12 protein-coding genes and 1 pseudogene are annotated in these 14797 nt (G+C 67.2%); 3 read left to right on the top strand and 10 right to left on the bottom strand.

Annotated features, from left to right (window positions below):
- Window position 1: 1 nt before the first annotated feature.
- From folP to rlmE, 3 genes are all read right to left on the bottom strand, one after another.
- On the bottom strand, window positions 2-859 hold the full coding sequence (folP, locus tag ACSJDS_RS00745) for a dihydropteroate synthase (protein ID WP_473031697.1): 858 nt from the start codon (window positions 857-859) through the stop codon (window positions 2-4).
- Between the two features lie 98 nt (window positions 860-957).
- On the bottom strand, window positions 958-2958 hold the full coding sequence (gene ftsH, locus ACSJDS_RS00750) for an ATP-dependent zinc metalloprotease FtsH (protein ID WP_473031698.1): 2001 nt from the start codon (window positions 2956-2958) through the stop codon (window positions 958-960).
- Window positions 2959-3172: 214 nt separating this feature from the next.
- The gene (gene rlmE / locus ACSJDS_RS00755) at window positions 3173-3859 is read right to left on the bottom strand and encodes a 23S rRNA (uridine(2552)-2'-O)-methyltransferase RlmE (protein ID WP_473031699.1); all 687 of its coding nucleotides are present in this window, start codon (window positions 3857-3859) and stop codon (window positions 3173-3175) included.
- A 168-nt stretch (window positions 3860-4027) separates the two neighbouring features.
- Here rlmE and yhbY point away from each other — a divergent pair, with 168 nt between their 5' ends.
- Window positions 4028-4354, top strand: a complete 327-nt coding sequence (gene yhbY / locus ACSJDS_RS00760) for a ribosome assembly RNA-binding protein YhbY (protein ID WP_473031700.1) — start codon at window positions 4028-4030, stop codon at window positions 4352-4354.
- A gap of 129 nt (window positions 4355-4483) precedes the next feature.
- Here the strand turns inward: yhbY and greA are convergent, their stop codons facing one another.
- The 5 genes and pseudogenes from greA to ACSJDS_RS00785 form a co-directional block, all read right to left on the bottom strand.
- Window positions 4484-4960: a transcription elongation factor GreA gene (gene greA, locus ACSJDS_RS00765; protein WP_473031701.1), complete on the bottom strand. Its 477-nt coding sequence runs from the start codon at window positions 4958-4960 to the stop codon at window positions 4484-4486.
- Window positions 4957-8201, bottom strand: a pseudogene (carB, locus tag ACSJDS_RS00770) (carbamoyl-phosphate synthase large subunit). The gene greA and the pseudogene carB overlap by 4 nt, the downstream one beginning before the upstream one ends.
- A gap of 54 nt (window positions 8202-8255) precedes the next feature.
- Window positions 8256-9401 carry a glutamine-hydrolyzing carbamoyl-phosphate synthase small subunit gene (carA, locus tag ACSJDS_RS00775; RefSeq protein WP_473031702.1) on the bottom strand — a complete coding sequence of 382 codons (1146 nt, stop codon included), beginning with the start codon at window positions 9399-9401 and terminating at the stop codon, window positions 8256-8258.
- Between the two features lie 424 nt (window positions 9402-9825).
- Entirely contained in the window at window positions 9826-10632 is an 807-nt protein-coding gene (gene dapB, locus ACSJDS_RS00780; protein ID WP_473031703.1) for a 4-hydroxy-tetrahydrodipicolinate reductase, read from the bottom strand.
- A gap of 53 nt (window positions 10633-10685) precedes the next feature.
- A complete protein-coding gene (locus tag ACSJDS_RS00785; protein WP_473031704.1) occupies window positions 10686-10988 on the bottom strand; it encodes a HigA family addiction module antitoxin in 303 nt (100 codons plus the stop codon).
- Between ACSJDS_RS00785 and ACSJDS_RS00790 the strand changes: the two genes are divergently transcribed.
- Window positions 10972-11322, top strand: coding sequence for a hypothetical protein (locus ACSJDS_RS00790; protein ID WP_473031705.1), 351 nt, complete (start codon window positions 10972-10974; stop codon window positions 11320-11322). The genes ACSJDS_RS00785 and ACSJDS_RS00790 overlap by 17 nt on opposite strands.
- Before the next feature lie 91 nt (window positions 11323-11413).
- The gene (locus tag ACSJDS_RS00795; protein ID WP_473031706.1) at window positions 11414-13384 is read left to right on the top strand and encodes an MBL fold metallo-hydrolase; all 1971 of its coding nucleotides are present in this window, start codon (window positions 11414-11416) and stop codon (window positions 13382-13384) included.
- Here the strand turns inward: ACSJDS_RS00795 and ACSJDS_RS00800 are convergent.
- The gene (locus ACSJDS_RS00800) at window positions 13381-14286 is read right to left on the bottom strand and encodes an EamA family transporter (RefSeq protein ID WP_473031707.1); all 906 of its coding nucleotides are present in this window, start codon (window positions 14284-14286) and stop codon (window positions 13381-13383) included. The two genes, ACSJDS_RS00795 and ACSJDS_RS00800, sit on opposite strands and share 4 nt — an antisense overlap.
- Entirely contained in the window at window positions 14283-14564 is a 282-nt protein-coding gene (locus ACSJDS_RS00805; protein WP_473031708.1) for a DUF2218 domain-containing protein, read from the bottom strand. The genes ACSJDS_RS00800 and ACSJDS_RS00805 overlap by 4 nt, the downstream gene beginning before the upstream one ends.
- Window positions 14565-14797: the final 233 nt, after the last annotated feature.

The raw sequence follows: 14797 nt of genomic DNA on the forward strand, positions 1-14797 counted from the left end.
GTTAGCAGCCTTCCTTGAGTACGGCCCAGGTCATGTTCACCGCGTCCAGCGTTGGGCCCACGTCATGGACGCGCAGGATACGGGCGCCGCGCTCGACGGCCAGTGCGGCCAGCGCCAGCCCACCCGGCAAGCGCTCCTCCACCGGCCGACCCAGCACCTTGCCGATCATGCTCTTGCGCGACATCCCCACCAGCAGCGGCACCTCGAGGCCGGCCAGCCGCTCCATACGGTTGAGCAAGCGCAGGTTATGCTCGACGGTCTTGCCGAAGCCGAAGCCCGGGTCGAGCAGCAGACGCTCGCGACGCATGCCGGCCGCCTCGCAGGCCGCCACCCGGGCGGCGAGATAGTCGGCCACCGCCACCTCTACCGGTTCATCATAGTGGGGCGCCTGCTGCATGTCGCGGGGCTCGCCCTGGCGATGCATCAGGCAGACCGGCAGACCGCTGCCGATGGCCGCGGCCAGGGCGCCCTCGCGCTCCAGGGCACGCACGTCGTTGAGCATCCCGGCGCCCAGCGCCGCGGCCTCATTCATCACCTCGGGGCTGCTGGTATCCACCGACACCAGCGCGTCGAGCTCGCGCACCAGAGCCTCCACCACCGGGGCCACCCGGTCGAGTTCCTGCTGAGGGGTGACCGGCAGCGCCCCCGGGCGCGTGGACTCGCCGCCCACGTCGATGATCGCCGCCCCCTCGGCCAGCATGCGCTCGGCATGGCGCAGGGCGTCGTCCAGGGCCAGGTGGTGGCCACCGTCGGAGAAGGAGTCGGGGGTGACGTTGAGAATCCCCATGACCCGGGGAAAGGAGAGGTCGAGGCGGTGCCGCCCACACGGCAGCCAGGTCGGCGAAACGCTGTCCATCATCTAGGGTCGGTCCTGTGGCGGGTCGCAGAGGGGCAGAAACGGCAGGCCCCACGGCAAAGGCGCCCCAACGGGGCGCCTGCCTGGGGCGGTGAGCGGGATCAAGAGCCCGCGGGGCCACCCAGCGGGTCGGAGGGCCGGCGGCGCGGCTCGTCGTCCTCCTCCTCGCCGTCGTCGCTGCCGTCGCCGCTGTCGCTTGCCGGCGACTCACTCTCGCTCACCTCCGGCTCCTCTTCGCCGGTGATCGGTGAGCCGCTGCCGGAATCACCATCCTCCCAGTCCTTGGGCGGGCGCGGCGTGCGGCCCTCCATGATGTCCTTGAGCTGGTCGGCGTCGATGGTCTCGTACTGCATCAGGGCGTCCGCCATGGCGTCGAGCTTGTCGCGATTCTCCTCGAGAATCTGCTTGGCCCGGGCATAGCACTCATCGATGATCTTGCGCACTTCCTTGTCCAGCTTCGACGTGGTCTCGCCGGACTTGAGCTTGCCACCCTGGCCGGGGCCGCCGAGGAACTGGTGGGACTCGTCCTCGTCGTACATGATCGGCCCCATCTCCTCGGAGAGGCCCCACTTGGCCACCATGTTGTGGGCCAGCTCGGTGGCGCGCTTGATGTCGTTGGAGGCCCCGGTGGTGACGCCGTTGGGCCCCAGGGTCATCTCCTCGGCGATGCGACCGCCGAACAGCGAACAGATCTGACTGATGATCTGCTGCCGCGACAGGCTGTAGCGGTCCTGCTCGGGCAGGAACATGGTCACGCCCAGGGCGCGGCCGCGGGGAATGATGGTCACCTTGTAGACCGGGTCGTGCTCAGGCATCACCAGGCCGATGATGGCGTGACCCGATTCGTGATAGGCGGTGTTGAGCTTCTCCTTGTCGGTCATGACCATGGACTTGCGCTCGGCGCCCATCATGATCTTGTCCTTGGCCAGCTCCAGCTCATCCATGCCCACCAGGCGCTTGTTGCGCCGCGCGGCGAACAGCGCTGCCTCGTTGACCAGGTTGGCCAGGTCGGCACCGGAGAAACCGGGAGTACCGCGGGCGATCAGCGACGGCTTGACGTCGTCGGCCAGCGGCACCTTGCGCAGGTGCACGTTGAGGATATGCTCGCGACCGCGGATATCGGGCAGCGGCACCACCACCTGGCGGTCGAAGCGGCCCGGGCGCAGCAGCGCCGGGTCGAGCACGTCGGGACGGTTGGTGGCGGCGATGACGATGATGCCCTCGTTGGCCTCGAAGCCATCCATCTCCACCAGCAGCTGGTTGAGCGTCTGTTCGCGCTCGTCGTTGCCGCCGCCCATGCCGGCGCCGCGCGAGCGACCCACGGCGTCGATCTCGTCGATAAAGATGATGCAGGGCGCCTGCTTCTTGGCCTGCTCGAACATGTCGCGAACCCGCGAGGCACCCACGCCGACGAACATCTCGACGAAGTCGGAGCCGGAGATCGAGAAGAACGGCACCTTGGCCTCGCCGGCGATGGACTTGGCCAGCAGCGTCTTGCCGGTACCGGGCGGGCCCACCATCAGCACGCCGCGGGGAATGGTGCCGCCCAGGCGCTGGAACTTGGAGGGGTCGCGCAGGAAGTCGACCAGCTCCTCGACCTCCTCCTTGGCCTCGTCGCAGCCGGCCACATCGGAGAAGGTGGTCTTGATCTGGTCCTGGGAGAGCAGCTTGGCCTTGGACTTGCCGAAGCTCATGGGGCCGCCCTTGCCCCCGGCGCCCCCCTGCATCTGCCGCATGAAGAACATGAAGATGGCCAGGATCAGCAGGATCGGGAAACTGGCGATCAGCAGCCGCGTCCAGAGGCTCTGCTCCTGGGGCTCCTTGCCCACCACGGTGACGTTGTGGGAGAGCAGATCGTCGATCAGCTTGGGATCCTCCGCCGCCGGGCGGATGGTCTGGAACTCGGAGCCGTCGGTTCGCTCACCGGTGATGCGGTAGCCGTCGATGGTGACGCTACGCACCTGCTGGTTCTGCACCTGCTGGACGAACTGCGAGTAGTTCATCGTCTGCGGTGCCGTGTCGACGCTGAAGTTGTTGAACACCGTCAGCAGCACCGCCGCGATGACCAACCACAGAATCAGGTTCTTCGCCATATCATTCAAGGGACTACCCTCATTGCAAGCATCTTTCCCGGCCGAAACGCCTGGCTTTGAGACCACGCGCGGGCAAGGCATGTTCCACCCGGCGGCGACAGACCGCGCCACGCCCCACTGTGACACAGTTGAGCGACCTTGTCCGGCCATCGCGCCATTAGTCTTTGTCTATCGATGATCGGCCTGCCACCGACCATCCCCTTACGTGCCGCCGAGCCTGCGCTCAGCCGCGAAATCCTTCCGCCAGCAGGTACACCTCCCGGGAACGCGCCCGGGACGCTTCCGGCTTGCGCGTCACCACCCGCGCGAAGTCGCCGCGCAGCTCTTTCAGGTAAGCATCGAAGCCCTCGCCCTGAAACACCTTGGCCAGAAACCGACCGCCGGGCCTCAGCGTCTGGCGGGCCAGGTCCAGCGCCAGCTCCACCAAGTACATCGCCTGGGGCTGGTCGATGGCGGCCATGCCACTCATATTGGGGGCCATATCCGACATCACAAGGTCCACCGGGCGATCGCCCAGGGTCGCGAGGATCGCCTCCAGCACCGCCTCTTCGGTGAAGTCGCCCTGGATAAACTCGACCCCGGCCAGCGCATCCATCTCCAGAATATCGGAGGCGATCACCAGCCCTTCCGGGCCCACCTGCTCGGCGGCCACCTGGCTCCAGCCGCCGGGTGCCGCGCCCAGGTCGATCACCGCCATGCCCGGCTTGAACAGCCGATCCTTCTCGTCGAGCGCCAGCAGCTTGTAGCTGGCCCGGCTGCGGTAGCCGTCCTGCCAGCGCTGCTGGACGAAGCGGTCGTCGAAGTGCTCCTTGAGCCACCCCTTGCTGGTCTTGCTGGCGGCATGCTTGCCGGCACGGGGCCGACGAGCGGCATCGGCATTGTCACCCGAGGAGGAAGTGGAGCGAGCCACGGCATCACCTTGAAAATCGATCTGGAAATGCGAGCAGGCCTAGGTGCCTGAAGCGGTGCGAGCTGGAGCGGGGCGGGCGGCCTGGCAATCAGGCCTTGCCATGCTTTCACCGGGTGGCGTTTCACCGTACCATGGTGGGCTGAGCGCAACCGGATGACGCAAGATACCATGAGCTTGTCACAGGCACAAAAGAAAGCATTTCGCAGCATCGGCCATCACCTGGGCCCGGTGGTGATCGTATCGGAGAACGGGCTGTCCGAGGGGCTGCTGGCCGAACTCGACCGCGCGCTCAACGACCACGAGCTAATCAAGGTCAAGCTGGCCCTGCCCGATCGCGACGACCGCGCCGCCATGCTCGACGAGCTGATCGACGCCAGCGGCGCCGAGCGGGTGCAGACCATCGGCAAAATGGCGCTGCTCTACCGCGCCAACCCCCAGGCCAACCCCAAGCTCTCCAATATCAAGCGCTTCGAGGGGCACCACGGGCGACACTGAGCTGCCGCTCAGAGCTGTCAGCTTTAAGCCGTAAGCTGTAAGTCAAACCCAGAACACCTCCAGCTCAAACCTGAACTAGAGGTGTTCTTCTTACAGCTTAAAGCTTATGGCTTACAGCTGCCCGAAGGGCTACAGGTGCTCGACGCTTGAGATCTCGTACTCGACCTCGCCGCCGGGGGTCTTGACCAGCACGGTGTCGCCCTCCTCCTTGCCGATCAGCGCCCGGGCGATGGGCGAGGTCACGGAGATCTTGCCGGCCTTGATCTCGGCCTCGTCCTCGCCGACGATGCGGTAGGTCACCTCCTCATCGTTACCCAGATTGATCAGCTCCACGGTGACGCCGAAGATCACCTTGCCGGTGCGCGGCAGCTTGGTGACGTCGATCACCTGGGCGCTGGAGAGCTTGCTCTCGATCTCCTGGATGCGCCCTTCGATGAAGCCCTGCTGCTCGCGGGCGGCATGGTACTCGGCGTTCTCCTTGAGATCGCCATGCTCGCGGGCCTCGGCGATGGCGGCGATCACCTTGGGGCGCGCCTCGCTCTTGAGGTGATCGAGCTCCTTGCGCAGGCGCGCCTCACCAGCGACGGTCATCGGGACCTTGTTCATTGTGCAGCTCCTGCATGCAGTTCCTGTAGCCGCCGCACCGTAATGGCATTGCCGTACTCCAGCGCCATGCAAACGGCACTCGCCCCCGCCAGGGTGGTGGCGTAGGGGACCTTGCGGGCCAGCGCGGTACGACGGATCACCGAGGAGTCATTGATCGCCTGGCGACCCTCGGTGGTATTAACGATGTAGGCGATGTCGTCGTTCTTGAGCAGATCGACGATATGCGGACGACCTTCATAGACCTTGTTCACGACCTCGACGTCGAGACCGGCCGCCTCCAGGGCAGCGGCGGTACCGCGGGTCGCACACAGCGTGAAGCCCAATCCTAACAGAGAACGGGCGATCTCGATAACTCCCGGCTTGTCCGGCTCGCGCACCGAGAGGAAGGCCTTGCGGTCGCCCGAAAGCGCAGGAATCGCCTCGCCGGCGCCCAGCTGCGCCTTGTAGAAGGCCTCGGCGAAGGTGTCGCCGCTGCCCATCACCTCGCCGGTGGACTTCATCTCCGGCGACAGGATCGGGTCGACGCCCGGGAACTTGTTGAACGGGAAGACCGCCTCCTTGACGCTGTAGAAGTGCGGCACGATCTCCCGGGTGAAGCCCTGCTCGGCGAGGCTGGTACCGGCCATGCAGCGGGCGGCGACCTGGGCCAGGGAGGTGCCGATGCACTTGGAGACGAAGGGCACGGTGCGCGAGGCGCGGGGGTTGACCTCGATGACGTAGATCTCGCCGTCCTGCCAGGCCAGCTGCACGTTCATCAGCCCCTTGACGCCCAGCTCCACCGCCATGCGCTTGACCTGCTCGCGCATCTCGTCCTGCACCTCGGCGGGCAACGAGTAGGGCGGCAGCGCGCAGGCGGAGTCGCCGGAATGCACCCCGGCCTGCTCGATATGCTGCATGATGCCGCCGATCACCACCTCGCGGCCGTCGCTGACCGCATCGATGTCGATCTCGATGGCGGCGTTGAGGAAGTGGTCGAGCAGCACCGGGGAGTCGTTGGAGACCTTGACCGCGTGGGTCATGTAGTTCTCGAGCTCCGAGGCGTCGTAGACGATCTCCATGGCGCGCCCGCCCAGCACGTAGCTGGGGCGCACCACCAGCGGGTAGCCGATCGCCTCGGCCTTGGCGAAGGCCTCGTCGAAGCTGCGCGCGGTGGCGTTGGGCGGCTGCTTGAGCCCCAGCTTGTCGATCATCTGCTGGAAGCGCTCACGGTCCTCGGCGCGGTCGATGGCGTCCGGGGTGGTACCGATGATCGGCACCCCGGCGGCCTCCAGCTCGCGGGCCAGCTTGAGCGGGGTCTGGCCGCCGAACTGCACGATCACACCGACCGGCTGCTCCTTGTCGGCGATCTCCAGCACGTCCTCCAGGGTCACCGGCTCGAAGTAGAGGCGATCGGAGGTGTCGTAGTCGGTGGAGACGGTCTCCGGGTTGCAGTTGACCATGATGGTCTCATAGCCGTCGTCGCGCATGGCGAAGGCGGCGTGCACGCAGCAGTAGTCGAACTCGATCCCCTGGCCGATGCGGTTGGGGCCACCGCCCAGCACCATGATCTTCTGGCGCTCGGATACCTCGGCCTCGCACTCCTCCTCGTAGGTGGAGTAGAGGTAGGCGGTATCGGTGGCGAACTCGGCGGCACAGGTGTCCACCCGCTTGTAGACCGGGCGGATGCCGGCCTTCTGACGGGTCTTGCGGAACTCCTTCTCGGCCACGCCCAGCAGGCGGGCCAGGCGGGCGTCACTGAACCCCTTGCGCTTGAGGCGGAAGAGCTCCCGGGCGTCGAGCTCGGAGAGCGAGCGCTTGGCCACCTCCTGCTCGAGGCGTACCAGCTCCTCGAGCTGGACCAGGAACCAGGGGTCGATCTTGGTCAGCGCGAAGACCTCCTCGACGCTCATCCCCGAGCGCATGGCGTCGGCCACGTAGAAGATGCGCTCGGCCCCGGCGGCCTGCAGCTCGCCCTTGATATGCGCCAGGGCCTCGTCGGTGAAGTCGCCGGGTTTGAAATCAGGAAATATGGGGTCGAGGCCGTCGTTGCCGGTCTCCATGCCGCGCAGCGCCTTCTGCAGCGACTCCTGGAAGGTGCGCCCGATGGCCATCACTTCGCCCACCGACTTCATCTGAGTGGTCAGGCGGTCGTTTGCCTGGGGAAACTTCTCGAAGGTGAAGCGCGGAATCTTGGTGACGACATAGTCGATGGAGGGCTCGAAGGAGGCCGGGGTGCGCCCCCGGTGATGTCGTTCTTGAGCTCGTCCAGGGTATAGCCCACCGCCAGCTTGGCGGCGATCTTGGCGATCGGGAAGCCGGTGGCCTTGGAGGCCAGCGCCGAGGAGCGCGACACCCGCGGGTTCATCTCGATGACCACCATGCGCCCGGTATTCGGGTCGACGCCGAACTGGACGTTGGAGCCGCCGGTCTCGACGCCGATCTCGCGCAGCACCGCCAGCGAGGCGTCGCGCATGATCTGGTACTCCTTGTCGGTCAGCGTCTGCGCCGGGGCCACGGTGATGGAGTCGCCGGTGTGCACGCCCATGGGATCGAAGTTCTCGATGGCGCAGACGATGATGCAGTTGTCGTTCTTGTCACGAACGACCTCCATCTCGTACTCCTTCCAGCCCAGCAGCGACTCGTCGATCAGCAGTTCATGGTTATTGGAGAGCTCGAAGCCGCGGGTGCAGATCTCCTCGAACTCCTCCTTGTTGTAGGCCACCCCGCCGCCGGAGCCGCCCATGGTGTAGGAGGGGCGGATGATCACCGGGAAGCCCAGCAACGCCTGGATGCGCCAGGCCTCTTCCATGCTGTGGGCCACCTCGGCCTTGGGGCACTCCAGGCCGATGCGCTTCATGGCCTGGTCGAAGAGGTCGCGGTCCTCGGCCTTGTTGATGGCGTCGGCGTTGGCGCCGATCATCTCCACGCCGTACTGGGCCAGCACACCGTGCTTGTCCAGGTCCAGGGCGCAGTTGAGCGCGGTCTGGCCGCCCATGGTGGGCAGGATCGCATCGGGGCGCTCGGCCTCGATGATCTTCTCCACCGCCTGCCAGGTGATCGGCTCGATATAGGTGGCGTCGGCCATGGCCGGGTCGGTCATGATGGTGGCCGGGTTGGAGTTGACCAGGATGACCCGGAAGCCCTCCTCGCGCAGCGCCTTGCAGGCCTGGGCGCCGGAGTAGTCGAATTCGCACGCCTGGCCGATGACGATGGGGCCGGCGCCGATGATCAGGATGCTCTGGATGTCAGTACGTTTGGGCATGATGATTCCCGCGGCTAATCGGTGATAAACAGGCTGGTGTCGGTCGGGTCGCGCTCAGCGGCGCGCCTTCATCATGGCGACGAAACGATCGAACAGCGGCGAGACGTCCCGGGGACCGGGGCTCGCTTCCGGGTGCCCCTGGAAGCTGAAGGCCGGGCGGTCGGTGCGCTCGATGCCCTGCAGGGTGCCGTCGAACAGCGAGCGATGGGTGGCGCGCAGGGTGTCCGGCAGGCTCGCCTCGTCGGCGGCGAAGCCGTGGTTCTGGCTGGTGATCATCACCTGACCGCTGTCGAGGTCCTGCACCGGGTGGTTGGCGCCGTGGTGGCCGTGGCCCATCTTCACGGTCTTGGCCCCGCTGGCCAGGGCCAGCAGCTGGTGGCCCAGGCAGATGCCGAACAGCGGGACCTCGGTCTCGAGGAGCTCGCGGATCGCGGTGATGGCATAGTCGCAGGGCGCGGGGTCGCCGGGGCCGTTGGCCAGGAAGATGCCGTCCGGGTTCATGGCCAGCACCTCGGCGGCCGGGGTCTGGGCCGGCACCACGGTGAGGCGGCAGCCGCGGGAGGCGAGCATGCGCAGGATGTTGCGCTTGACGCCGAAGTCGTAGGCCACCACGTGGTAGGGGCGTTCGACCTGGCTGGTATCAGCGTACCCCTCGCCCAGGGCCCACTCCCCCTCGCGCCACTCATAGGGGGTCTGGCAGGAGACCACCTTGGCCAGGTCCATGCCCTTGAGGCCGGGGAACTCCCGGGCCGCGGCCAGGGCACGCGCCACGGCGTCGTCGCCGGAGGCCAGGTCACCGGCGAGGATCGCGCCGTTCTGGGAGCCCTTGTCGCGCAGGATGCGGGTCAGCCGGCGGGTATCGATATCGGCAATGCCCAGCACGTTCTGGCTCTTGAGGTAGTCGGAGAGCGACTGTTCGGAGCGGAAGCTGCTGGCGATGAGCGGCAGGTCGCGGATCACCAGGCCGGCGGCGGCGATGGCGCCGGACTCCACGTCCTCGGCGTTGATGCCGGTGTTGCCGATATGCGGGTAGGTCAGGGTGACGATCTGTCGGGTGTAGGAGGGATCGGTCAGGATCTCCTGATAGCCGGTCATGGCCGTATTGAACACCACCTCACCGCTGGTCTGTCCATCGGCACCGATCGCCGTGCCATGAAATACACTGCCGTCTTCCAGGGCCAGTATCGCGGGTCTGTTCAACGTAACATCCTCCCATGCTAATGCGAGCCTGAGGGGCGCAGGCTCGTCGGCTATCGTCACTACGACAGATTCGGCTCGTAAAAAAGCGGGACGAAGCCGATAGAAAACCGGTTTCATCCCGCTTGTTGTCTGTCTTACTCGGGGGCTGGCCACGCAACAAGCGCGCAGTGGAACTGCTGTTTTTCAGGCGCCCGGCCAAAATTTTGGAGATGTTACAGGAAATGGTGCCCGGCGACTACCCCCAGTGAGGTTATCCGCAGGGCTATCGCAGCTGATAGCACCCACGGTAGAGAGAGGCTAAGTGGGAGGCCGGCTCTGCCGGGCGAAGGCGCCGAAAGGCGCCCAGATCGGGCAGCGCTGCGCGCTGCTTCGCGAGCTGAAGCTACCTCCCACAAAATAACTGCGATAACCCTGGGGTTTCACCTCACTCCAGCCCCAGCACATCCTGCATGCCATAGCGCCCGTTGCCCTGGCCGGCGACCCAGCGGGCCGCCCGCACCGCGCCCTTGGCGAAGGTCATCCGGCTCGACGCCTTGTGGGTGATCTCGATGCGCTCGCCCTCGGCGGCAAACATCACCGTATGCTCGCCGACGATATCGCCGGCGCGCACCGTGGCGAAGCCGATCTCCTTGGGGTCCCGCGGCCCGCACTGGCCGACGCGCTCGAAGACGCCGTGCTCCTTGAGGCTGCGCCCCAGGCTCTCGGCCACCACCTCGCCCATCTTCAGCGCCGTGCCGGAGGGCGAATCGACCTTGTGACGGTGATGGGCCTCGATCACCTCGATGTCGTAGCCCTCGTCGCCCAGTGCCCTGGCCGCGGTCTGCAGCAGCTTCAGGGTCAGGTTGACACCCACGCTCATGTTGGGGGCAAAGACCATGGGCAGCCGGTCGCGGAAGCCTTCGAGCACGGCCAGCTCCTCGTCGGAGAGCCCGGTAGTGCCGATCACCATGCGCTTGCCGTGGGCCGCGCAGAAGGCCAGGTTGGCCAGCGTTACCTGGGGAGCGGTGAAGTCGATCAGCACGTCGAAGTCGTCGACGATGGCGTCGAGGGAATCCACCGCCGCCACCCCCAGCCTGCCGACGCCAGCCAGCTCGCCGATATCGGCGCCGGCAAGGGTACTGCCCGGCTCGACGATGCCGCCGGCCAGGACGGCGTCGGCGTCCTGCTGCACGGCGTTGACCAGGGTGCGGCCCATGCGGCCGGCGACACCGACGATGGCGATACGGGTCATGCGGACTCCTGAACTGTCATGGCGTTGAGAATGGGGAGGAGTATACCAGAGCCTCAGGCAGCATCTCGCGGTGATACGCTTCGCTCGATCTCCTCGCCATGGTCGAGTTCGACCCGCTTGATATCGTAGGCAGCCTGTAGGTTCAGCCACGACTGAGCTTCGCCACCAAAGTAACGAGCCAGACGCAGGGCCGTATCTGCCGAAATCGCGCGGCGCTCCTTGACGATCTCATGCAACCGGGTCGCAGGAACGCGAAGCTCACGCGCGAGGGCGTTCACACTCATTTCTAGCGGCTCGAGATAGTCCTCCCGCAGCACCTCGCCCGGATGGATAGGCCGCATGCCGTTCTTGATCATGCTGAGGGCTCCTTGTTCGGAATGGTCAGTGGTAGTCCACGATCTCGACATCGTAGGCGGCGCCGCTGTTGAAGCGAAAGCAGAGGCGCCATTGGTCATTGATCCTGATGCTGTATTGACCCTGCCTGTCCCCGCGAAGTGCCTCAAGGCGATTGCCGGGTGGCGAGCGCAGGAAATCCAGGGTGGTCGCCGAATCCAGCAGCTGCAGCTTACGCTCGGCCTGTCGCCGGAAGGCGCGAAATGCTTTGGCGCATCCAGTCCCTTCATAGAGTTGCTGAGTGCGCTTACAGGCAAAGGACTCAATCATTTCCGCAGACTATTACGCGACGCGTAATACGTCAAGCAGAACGCCTGACCGGGGCCCGCTTGGGCAGTCGCGAAGGAATCGCCCACACTGCATATGATGCTGCGACGAAGGGATCCCCATGCCGCCTCCGAGCTCACTGGATGCCACCAACGAAGACGCCCTGCTCGCGCTGCTGGCGCGCCGGCCGCGGCTGCTGCTCACCGGCCCGCCCGGCAGTGGCAAGAGCACCCTGGCACACCGGGTGGCGGCACGGCTGGCCGCACAAGGCCAGGCTTGCCGCTGCCTGGCCGCCGACCCCCGCCTGCCCGGCATCGGCCCGCCAGGTGCCATCTGCCTGGGGCGCTGGGACGAGCACCGGGGCGACTGGCAGCTGGAGGCCATGGAGGCGCTGGCCACCCTGGACAGCGCCCGCTTCCGCCTACCTCTGGTCGAGGCGGTGCGCCGCCTGGCCGAACGCGTCGATGCCGGCGCCCTGATGATTGACGCGCCCGGCGTGGAGCGCGGCATCGGCGGGGCAGAGCTGCTGGCGGCGTTGGCCAGCGCCGGGGCCGTGAGTGCCGTGGTACGCCTGGCACCTGCAAGCCAGCCCGCCCCCTACCCTGACGAACGCGCCTCCCTGGGGCTGGAGACGCTGAACCTGCTCGCCCACCCGCAGGCGCGACACCCGGGCAAGCAGCAGCGCCGCCGATGGCGCAATGCGGCCTGGGACGCCTACCTGGAAGACGCTAGCGAAGCGAACCTCGATCTCTCCCGCCTGGCCGTGATCGGCACCCCGCCGCCCCAGCAGGCGGTGAACGCCTGGCGGGGACGCCAGGTTGGCCTGCTGAATGCCGAAGGCCACACCCTGGCACTGGGCGAGATCCTGGCGCTGGAGGGCGAGCGGCTGCGGCTGCGCCTACCCGCCCCGGCCGACCCGGCCGACCCGCCCCATACCCTGGTGGTGCGCGATGCCGTTCGCCACCCCGAAAGCGGCCTGGGGACGGCTCGCCCGCAGCAACCGCCCCCCGCACCGCAGGAGGCGCCCCTGCTCGCCCTGCCGCCGCGGGAGCACACCAGCAACCCGCGCCCCTCGGTGCGCCTGAACGGCGTGCGCGCCACCCTGGTCAACGGCGTCTTCGGCGACCCGCTGCTGCATCTGCGCCTGCGTCATCGCAAGCGCAGCCTGCTGTTCGACCTGGGCGACCCCGGCCGCCTGCCGGCACGGCTGGCCCACCAGGTCGGCGAGGTGTTCATCACCCATGCGCATGTCGACCATATCGGCGGTTTCTTGTGGCTGCTGCGCTCGCGCATCGGCGACTACGGCCCCTGCCGGGTGTACGGACCACCCGGGCTGGCCGCCCACCTGGACGGTTTCCTGCACGGCATCCTGTGGGACCGAATCGAGAAGAATGCGCCACGCTTCGAGGTCTTCGAGCTGCACGACGAACGCCTGGCCCACTACCGACTCGTCGCCGGACAGCCGATGAAGGCGCTGTCACCGCGGAATGTCGAAGGGGGCGTGATCCACGCCGAGCCGGGGTTTCGCGTCCGCGCCACCACCCTGGACCACGGCACGCCGGTGCTGGCCTTCGCCTTCGAGCCCGACACCCAGCTCAAGGTACGCAGGGAGCGCCTGGAGGCTCACGGCTGGGCTCCCGGCCCCTGGCTGGGCGAGCTCAAGCAGCGCGCCCTGGAAGGCGATGACACCGCCACCATCACGCTGCCCGACGGCAGCCGCCATGGAGTCGCCGAGCTGGCCCGCCGGCTACTGTTCTCGCAGCCGGGCCGGCGCCTGGTCTACGCCACCGACTTCGGCGACACCCCCGCCAACCGCCAGCGGCTTCTCTCACTTGCCCACAACGCCGCGGTGCTGTTCTGCGAGGCCTCGTTTCGCGAGGACCAGGCCGAACAGGCCCGTCGCACCGGCCACCTGACCGCCCGCGCCTGCGGCGAGATCGCCTCCGCGGCGGGGGTCGGCCAGCTGGTGCCGTTCCACTTCTCGCGCCGCCACGTGGAGGACCTGGGCGAGCTCTATGCCGAGATTCGCCGGCACTTTCCGCGGCTGGCCGCGACGCCGGGCAGTGAGCCCGATACCGAAAAGCGGGATTAAGGCGTCTGAGCGTCCCGCCGCAGCAGCAGGGCGATGGCGACCAGCACCAGGGCACTGCCCGGCAGCCACTGCCAGCCGAGCTGCTCGGGGGCGGTGGCAAACAGCAGCAGCATGGAGACGAAGGGCACCATGTAGCCGTAGGCGGTCACGGCTCCCGGCGTCAGCGCCGCGGTGGCCCGCTGCATCAGCCAGAAGGTGAGGGCGCTGGAGAAGAGCCCCAGATAGACCAGCAGCAGCAGGTCGCCGCCGGTCATGGACGCCAGGCGACCCACCGGCTCGAGAAGCAGCGCCAGTCCGCCGATCAGCGCCCCGCCGAGCCCCAGGCTCCAGAAGGTACGCACGGCCGCCGACGCCGGCAGCCAGCCGCGGGCGAGCCCCCACTTGCTGAGCACCGGATAGAGAGCCGACGACACGCAGCCAAGGAAGAACACCGCCTCGCCGATGCCCAGGCGCAGAGCGCCCGCCTCGTCCAGCGACTCGGCGAAGGCCAGCCCCAGCGCGCCGCTGGCGCCTAGCGCCAGAATGGCCGGCAGCCGCCAGCCGGGCCGCTCGACGCGAAACCCCAGCCCCAGCAGGAAGGCCAGCAGCGGCACGCTGACATAGAGGGTGGCCATGGCGAGCGCCGTGGCGTGGTGGGCGGCCCAGAACATGGCGCCGAAGAAACCGGCCAGGCAGAGGCCCATCAGGCCATAGAGCGGCAGCACCCGCCAGGGCGGCACGAAGCCTGGCGCACGGCGCGCCAGCCACCACAGCCCCGCACAGGCGATGGCGAAACGCAGCGCGGTGAGCGCCAGGGGCGGCAGTTCGCTCATCAGCCCCACGGCGGGGAACGACAGCCCCACCAGCAGCGCCCACAGCAGCATCCCCAGGTGGGCGCTGCGCTCAGCGCTCGCCCGGCTCAATTTTCCCAGACGATCTCGAGAGTCTCGTCGCCGGCCATGCGCTCCAGGTGGCTCGCCACCACGCCCTCCAGGCGATCCAGGCTCTCCTCATCCAGCGTCTCGATGGCCACCACCAGACTGCCCGGCTCGGCCCGCATCAGGCAGGAGCCCTCTTCGAACGCCACCCGCCCCTGCGCCTCCTGCTGCTCCACGTCCAGCTTGTGCGCCCAGTGCTTGCACAGTCGGTTGATCAGCTTCTTTCCAGACTCGGTAGCGATCTCCGCTCGCGACATCGGCATGGCACTCTTCCTCTTGCAGGGGTATCGAGCTACCAGACTATGACGAGCCCCCTGCTCGACGCCAGCCCCCGCACCGCCTATTCGAGCAGAACGAAGTGTTCGGCAAGACAGACCATCGGGAGCTGGCACACTGCTTTGGCCAGTGGTTGCATGGTTTGCACCAACGGCCCGGGCTTGAGCCATGTAGGCGTGGTAACGTGACCGCCACACTGCACCGGGAAGAGGGAGACACC

It is taken from the genome of Halomonas sp. SL18_1 (genome assembly GCF_055755715.1).

What these genes read in the sequence shown, in the direction of transcription:
- folP (WP_473031697.1), bottom strand. Translation starts at nt 859, where the DNA reads ATGATGGACAGCGTTTCGCCGACCTGGCTGCCGTGTGGGCGGCACCGC.
- yhbY (WP_473031700.1), top strand. Translation starts at nt 4,028, where the DNA reads ATGAGCTTGTCACAGGCACAAAAGAAAGCATTTCGCAGCATCGGCCAT.
- greA (WP_473031701.1), bottom strand. Translation starts at nt 4,960, where the DNA reads ATGAACAAGGTCCCGATGACCGTCGCTGGTGAGGCGCGCCTGCGCAAG.
- dapB (WP_473031703.1), bottom strand. Translation starts at nt 10,632, where the DNA reads ATGACCCGTATCGCCATCGTCGGTGTCGCCGGCCGCATGGGCCGCACC.
- ACSJDS_RS00790 (WP_473031705.1), top strand. Translation starts at nt 10,972, where the DNA reads ATGCCGTTCTTGATCATGCTGAGGGCTCCTTGTTCGGAATGGTCAGTG.
- ACSJDS_RS00785 (WP_473031704.1), bottom strand. Translation starts at nt 10,988, where the DNA reads ATGATCAAGAACGGCATGCGGCCTATCCATCCGGGCGAGGTGCTGCGG.
- ACSJDS_RS00795 (WP_473031706.1), top strand. Translation starts at nt 11,414, where the DNA reads ATGCCGCCTCCGAGCTCACTGGATGCCACCAACGAAGACGCCCTGCTC.
- ACSJDS_RS00805 (WP_473031708.1), bottom strand. Translation starts at nt 14,564, where the DNA reads ATGCCGATGTCGCGAGCGGAGATCGCTACCGAGTCTGGAAAGAAGCTG.